The following is a 6,144-nucleotide window of genomic DNA, read 5'->3' as shown; positions in this document are numbered from 1 at the left end:
CCTTGATCTGCATCGCCACGCCGAAGGCCGCGATCTGCGCGTTGGTCGCCGCGCCACCCATGATCTCGCGCATCGCCCAGGACGAGTGTTCGCGACCGATGGCCTCGCCCCCGACGAGCGCGCCGAGGACGCTCTTCCACGTGGGACTGCCCGTCGTCGACACCTTCATCGAATCGGCCATGGTCTCTCCCGTCGTGGACATCTCGGACTGACTCTCCTTATTCTCCCCTTACCCCCAGCGGTTTCGCATGGCGGGTCCCCGACGCGCACACTCCGCGGGCCACGCGCGCACCCGAATACCCACCGTCCTGCCGACTCTCTTGCGCCTGTGACTGCCATGAGAATCTGGTTCCAGGCGTGAACCTGAGCACTTATCCCCCCTTTTTGGACGGGTGAGCTGGGAAAACTCGGCACGTTTCTTAGGAAACCGGGGGTCGATGCAGCGAGCGGAACACAGAGACGTCATACTTCTAGTTGTGACGAGCGCAGTTGGAAATTCAGAAGCGGCCATTGCCCAGCGAGTGCATTCGCTGAACCGGCCGAACATGGTCAGCATGGGCACCATCATCTGGCTGTCCCAAGAACTCATGTTCTTCGCGGGTCTATTCGCCATGTACTTCGTGTCGAAGGCGAATTCCGGCGGGGACTGGGCAAACCAGGCGGCACAGCTCAACGTGCCCTACGCACTGGTGGTGACAGTCATCCTGGTGGCGTCCTCATTCACGTGCCAGATGGGCGTCTTCGCCGCGGAGAAGGGCGATGTATTCGGCCTTCGCCGTTGGTACTGGTTGTCCGCCTTCATGGGCCTGGTCTTCGTCTGTGGCCAGCTCTACGAGTACTACAACCTCGTACACGAGGGCGTGACCATCTCGGCGAGCGTCTACGGTTCGGCGTTCTTCATCACCACCGGCTTCCACGGGCTACACGTCCTCGCCGGCGTGATCGCGTTCGTGGTCCTCATCGCGCGTACGCACATGAGCAAGTTCACGCCCGCGCAGGCCACCGCAGCCATCGTGGTCTCGTACTACTGGCACTTCGTCGACCTGGTCTGGATCGGACTGTTCTCGACCATCTACTTCATCCAGTAAGAGGCTCGCGTACCTCGCCGCCATATCCCCTCTAGGCCCACTTTTCGTAAGGGATCTCAGATGAACTCACCTCAGCTGCCCCAGGAGGACAGGTCCGCAACGGACTCGCCGTCCAAGGCACGCCGGCGCTCCAGCTCTCGGCGCAGGAAGGCCGCAGGCGCACTCGTCATCGCCGCCGGCCTGGTCGGCGCGGGCGCCTTCGCCGCCGCCGTCACGCCCGACCCGCAGGTCGCCACGGCGCAGATGGACGATGCCGCCCTCATCGCCGAGGGCAAGGCCCTCTACGACGTCTCGTGCATCACCTGCCACGGCGCGAACCTCCAGGGTGTGGAGGATCGCGGCCCCTCGCTCAATGGTGTCGGCTCGGGTTCCACCTATTTCCAGGTGCACTCCGGCCGCATGCCGATGAAGGCCAACGAGGCCCAGGCCGAGCGCAAGCGCCCGCAGTACAACGAGGAGCAGACGCTCGCCCTCGCTGCGTTCGTCCAGTCGCACGGCGGCGGCCCGGAGATCGTCTTCGACTCCAACGGTGAGGTCGCGCAGGAGTCCCTGCGCGGCGCCAGCGGCGAGGCCTCGACGGAAGACATCGCGCGCGGCAGTGAGCTCTTCCGCCTCAACTGCGCCTCCTGCCACAACTTCACCGGCCGCGGCGGCGCGCTCTCGGGCGGCAAGTTCGCACCGATCCTCGATCCGGCGAACGAGCAGGAGCTGTACCAGGCCATGCTCAACGGGCCGCAGAACATGCCGAAGTTCTCCGATCGCCAGCTCACGCCCGATGAGAAGAAGGACATCATCGCCTTCATCCGCTCGAACGCCGAGACCCAGAGCCCCGGCGGTTACGCCCTTGGTGGGCTCGGCCCGGTCACCGAGGGTGCGGCCATGTGGTTTATCGGAATCGTCGCGCTCGTCGGCGCGACCCTTTGGATCGGAACGCGTTCATGAGCGAAGTAAGGAAGCCAAGCGCAGCAGAAGTCGACCGGATGAGCGAATACGAGCTCGTCGAGCTCGGAACCACGCTCGACGGCGTCGAGATCGCCCACCGCGAGCCCCGCTGGCCGGAGGACATCCACACCCGCGCCGAGAAGCGCGCGGCCGCCGGCGTCACCTTCTGGTTCGCGCTCGCAGGACTCCTCGCCCTGGCGTTCATCGTCATCTACATCGCGTGGCCCTGGCACTACAAGGGCTTCCAGGACAGCGGTTACGGCCTCTATTCGCTGTACACCCCGCTCCTCGGCGTCACGCTCGGTGGTGCGATCCTCGCCATCGGCATCGGCGCGGTGCAGGTAACGAAGAAGTTCATCCTCGCCGAGGTCACCGTCCAGACTCGCCACGACGGCCCGTCCGACGAAGTCGACCGCAAGACGATCGTCGCGGAGCTCAACAACGCGTGGAAGACCTCGACCCTCGGTCGCCGCAAGGCGATGATGGGCGCGCTCGCCGCGGGCGGCGGCCTCATCGGCCTCGCCGCGATCATGCCGCTCGGCGGCATGATCAAGAACCCGTGGAAGCGCCACGAGATGACCATCTCGGGTGACGGCACCCTCCACACCACCGGCTGGACCCTCGCTTCGAACAACCGCCCCGACGGCATGCCGGCGCAGAAGGTGTACCTCGGCCGCGACACCGGTCGCGTCTTCCCCGAGGGCCACCCGCCCGAGGGCGTCGGGCGCCTCGAGCGCCTGCACGTTAACGATCTCTCCGCCGGCGCGCTCGAGACCGTGTTCCCGCTCCCCGCGAGCGAGCTCGGCAACTTCGAGGAGCACATGTCCTCAATCCACGGTGGCCGCAACTCGGTGATGCTCTTCCGGCTTCGTCCCGAGGACAGCGCGAAGGTCATCAAGCGCGAGGGCCAGGAAAACTTCAACTACGGCGACCTCTACGCCTTCTCGAAGATCTGCACGCACGTCGCCTGCCCCACGTCGCTCTACGAGCAGCAGACGCAGCGCATCCTGTGCCCCTGCCACCAGTCGCAGTTCAATCTGCTCGAGTACGCCAAGCCCGTCTTCGGCCCGGCCGCGCGCGCCCTGCCGCAGCTGCCGATCGCAGTGGACGAGGATGGATACGTTGTCGCCAACGGCGACTTCATCGAGCCCGTCGGACCGGCCTTTTGGGAGCGTAAGTCATGAGCAAGACCACTATGAGTTCACGGGCAGCGGGCGTAGCAGACGAGCTCGACTCCCGTTATACGATGGCCGGCGGCCTTCGCCAGCAGATGAACAAGGTCTTCCCGACCCACTGGTCGTTCCTGCTCGGCGAGATCGCGCTGTACAGCTTCATCATCCTGCTGGTCTCGGGCGTCTACCTCACGCTGTTCTTCGATCCCTCCATGTCTAAGGTCATCTACGAGGGTGCGTACCAGCCGCTCAACGGCATCGAGATCTCCAAGGCCTACGAAACCGCACTCGACATCTCCTTCGAGGTGCGCGGCGGCCTCTTCGTGCGGCAGATCCACCACTGGGCCGCGCTGCTGTTCGTCGCCTCGATGGTCGTCCACATGCTCCGCATCTTCTTCACCGGCGCGTTCCGTCGTCCGCGCGAGGCGAACTGGACCATCGGCTGCGTCATGCTGCTGCTCGGCATCGTCGAGGGCTTTCTCGGCTACGGCCTCCCGGACGACCTTCTCTCCGGCACCGGCCTCCGCATCACCTCCGGCATCATCCTCTCGATGCCGGTCGTAGGCACCTGGCTGCACTGGATGATCTTCGGCGGAGACTTCCCCGGCGAGATCATGATCCCGCGCTTCTACGTCCTGCACGTGCTCATCATCCCGGCGATCCTGCTCGCGCTCATCGCCGCGCACCTCGCGCTCGTCTGGTACCAGAAGCACACGCAGTTCCCCGGGCCGGGCCGCACCGAGAACAACGTCGTCGGCATCCGCATCATGCCGGTGTTCGCCGTCAAGTCCATCGGCTTCGGCGCGATTACCATCGGCCTGCTCTGCCTCATGTCGGGCGTCTTCACGATCAACGCCATCTGGAGTCTCGGCCCATACAATCCGTCGCACATCTCCGCTGGCTCCCAGCCCGACTGGTACATGCTGTGGACGGAGGGCGGCGCTCGAGTGTTCCCCGCGTGGGAGCTCTACCTCGGCAACTACACGATCCCCGCGGTGTTCTGGGTCGCCATCGTCCTCGGCGTCATGGTCGGGCTCATGTTCGCCTACCCGATGCTCGAGGCGAAGTTCTCCGGCGATCACTCGCACCACAACCTGCTGCAGCGCCCGCGTGATACGCCGGTTCGCACGGCGTCGGGCATGATGGCCGTCACGTTCTACGTGATCCTCGTGCTCATGGGCTCGAACGACCTCATCGCGTACCACTTCAACATCTCGCTCAACGCGACCACGTGGGCCGGCCGCATCGGTCTGATCCTGCTGCCGCCGATCGTGTACTTCTTCACGTACCGCATGTGCATCGGCCTCCAGCGTTCCGACCGCGAGGTCCTCGAGCACGGCATCGAGACCGGCATCATCATGCGCCTGCCGCACGGTGAGTTCGTCGAGGTCCACCAGCCCCTCGGCCCGGTGGACGAGCACGGACACCCGGTTCCGCTCGAGTACCAGGGCGCCCCGATCCCCAAGCAGGTCAACCAGCTCGGGCTCACGGGCAAGCCGCCGTACGGCGCGCTCACGGCTGATCCCGAGGACGAGGCCATCGCGCTCCACGAGCACGACGAGCGCTCAGAGGAGGGCGAGCACGAGACCCTCAAGGGCCTCGTCGAGCGCCTCAAGTCCGACGAGCACTCGCGCTAGCGGCCCGACCGCAGCGCACAGCAGAGCGGGGCGCGACCGGAATTCCGGTCGCGCCCCGCTTTTCATTTCTGCGTACGCCGTGCGTCGTATGTCGTGCGTCGTGTGCCGAGGCTATTGCGCTCCTCCATACGACCCGAACGACCACTCGTTGCCCTCGGGATCGGCGAGTGACGCTCCCCTACCGCCGTAGTCCTGATCCTCGGGTTCGGCCACCGATCGGGCACCGGCCTCGATACCCCTGGCGTAGACGGCGTCGACTTCTTCGTCGGTGTCCACCACCACGTAGCACTTCGCCTTTCCCACGGAATCCACGCTAGCGTGCGAGTTCCCGGGGCGGACGGATCCGAACATCACCCCTCCGTTATCCCGCCATCGGTACTCGGCGTGCATCACGATGTTCGGATCCTCGGGGTCCGTGTAGACACCCTGACGCACGAACCCGAGGGCCTCGAGGAAACGCTGGGCGCCGGCGGCGTCGGCATAGGTGAGCGAATGGAACAGTTGAGGGTGGCTGGCGGTCTGATCTGTCGAGCCCGTGTGGCCCGTGCTGTCCTGTGTCATGCCTTCGATCATCGTCCTCGCTGCGTCCCGGTGTCGTGAAGAATTGGGAACTCTTGCTCGGCGCTGGGCGATTGCCCCGCGAGGGCTCGCCATTCCCGCGACAGGTGGGGCTGATCGGCATACCCGGCGAGCTGCGAGGCCTCGGCCAACGTACTCCCCATCCGGACCAGAGCCCTCGCCCTGGAGAGTCGTGCAACGCGGCCTAGCTGCTTGGGGGTGATTCCGATCTCCGCCGTCAGACGAGTCCCGAGGTGGCGGCGAGACCAGCCGACCTCCCGCGCGGTCTCCCCGACGCTGCTACCCGCGCAGAGGAGACGCCACGCGCGTTCGATGTCCGCCGGGATGCTCGCGTGGTCGAGTCGATCGCGATGGTCGAGTCGCTCGAGACGCTCGAGGAGCAGCGATTCGAGGAGCTCGAGGCGCCGCCACCGGTCCTGCACCTCCGAGAGGCGCTCGTGCTCGGTCCTGCTGATCCCGTGCGGCAGTGCTGCAAGGGGCACGATCTCGCGCGCTACCGCGGCGATCGGCGCCCCGAACAACACTCGGAAGCCCAACGGCGTCGGATCGAGCTGGATTCCGCGCTGCGTGCCGTGTGTCCGGATGAGCGACGGCCGCACGTGCAATCCGGCGACCGTTGTCCATAGGCGCTCCGAGGTCGTCTCGCCCGACCACCCCACGTCGAGCGGATCCTCGAAGGAGAGGATTACGGTGCCGCTCGCAGAGGGGACGCCGTAGTGGACGGAC

At 65.8% G+C, this 6,144-nt stretch carries 6 protein-coding genes and 1 pseudogene; 4 read left to right on the top strand and 3 right to left on the bottom strand.

From position 1 onward, the window contains the following. Positions 1-202: pseudogene (locus V7E05_RS08365) on the bottom strand (anthranilate phosphoribosyltransferase); the annotation flags it as partial. 274 nt (positions 203-476) lie between these two features. On the opposite strand from V7E05_RS08365, the gene ctaE reads away from it, so the two are divergent. From ctaE to qcrB, 4 genes are read left to right on the top strand one after another with little or no spacing between them, the layout of a single operon-like run. Beyond that, positions 477-1,088: an aa3-type cytochrome oxidase subunit III gene (ctaE, locus tag V7E05_RS08360; RefSeq protein ID WP_333619208.1), complete on the top strand. Its 612-nt coding sequence runs from the start codon at positions 477-479 to the stop codon at positions 1,086-1,088. Between the two features lie 60 nt (positions 1,089-1,148). Continuing rightward, a complete protein-coding gene (gene qcrC, locus V7E05_RS08355; RefSeq protein ID WP_333619207.1) occupies positions 1,149-2,030 on the top strand; it encodes a cytochrome bc1 complex diheme cytochrome c subunit in 882 nt (293 codons plus the stop codon). After that, the gene (gene qcrA / locus V7E05_RS08350; protein ID WP_333619206.1) at positions 2,027-3,214 is read left to right on the top strand and encodes a cytochrome bc1 complex Rieske iron-sulfur subunit; all 1,188 of its coding nucleotides are present in this window, start codon (positions 2,027-2,029) and stop codon (positions 3,212-3,214) included. Before qcrC ends, qcrA begins: the two co-directional genes overlap by 4 nt. Further along, a complete protein-coding gene (gene qcrB / locus V7E05_RS08345; RefSeq protein WP_442891636.1) occupies positions 3,211-4,839 on the top strand; it encodes a cytochrome bc1 complex cytochrome b subunit in 1,629 nt (542 codons plus the stop codon). Before qcrA ends, qcrB begins: the two co-directional genes overlap by 4 nt. A 111-nt stretch (positions 4,840-4,950) precedes the next feature. On the opposite strand, the gene V7E05_RS08340 is transcribed toward qcrB, so the two are convergent. Both V7E05_RS08340 and V7E05_RS08335 read right to left on the bottom strand, forming a co-directional pair. Further along, the gene (locus tag V7E05_RS08340) at positions 4,951-5,400 is read right to left on the bottom strand and encodes a VOC family protein (RefSeq protein ID WP_333619205.1); all 450 of its coding nucleotides are present in this window, start codon (positions 5,398-5,400) and stop codon (positions 4,951-4,953) included. An 8-nt stretch (positions 5,401-5,408) separates the two neighbouring features. Beyond that, the coding region (locus V7E05_RS08335; protein ID WP_333619204.1) for a helix-turn-helix transcriptional regulator at positions 5,409-6,144 on the bottom strand (736 nt) is incomplete at its 5' end.

Origin of the sequence: Dietzia sp. (assembly GCF_036741115.1) — a bacterium.
Taxonomy (GTDB): Bacteria; Actinomycetota; Actinomycetes; order Mycobacteriales; family Mycobacteriaceae; genus Dietzia.
This window is presented reverse-complemented; position numbering and strand designations above follow the sequence as displayed.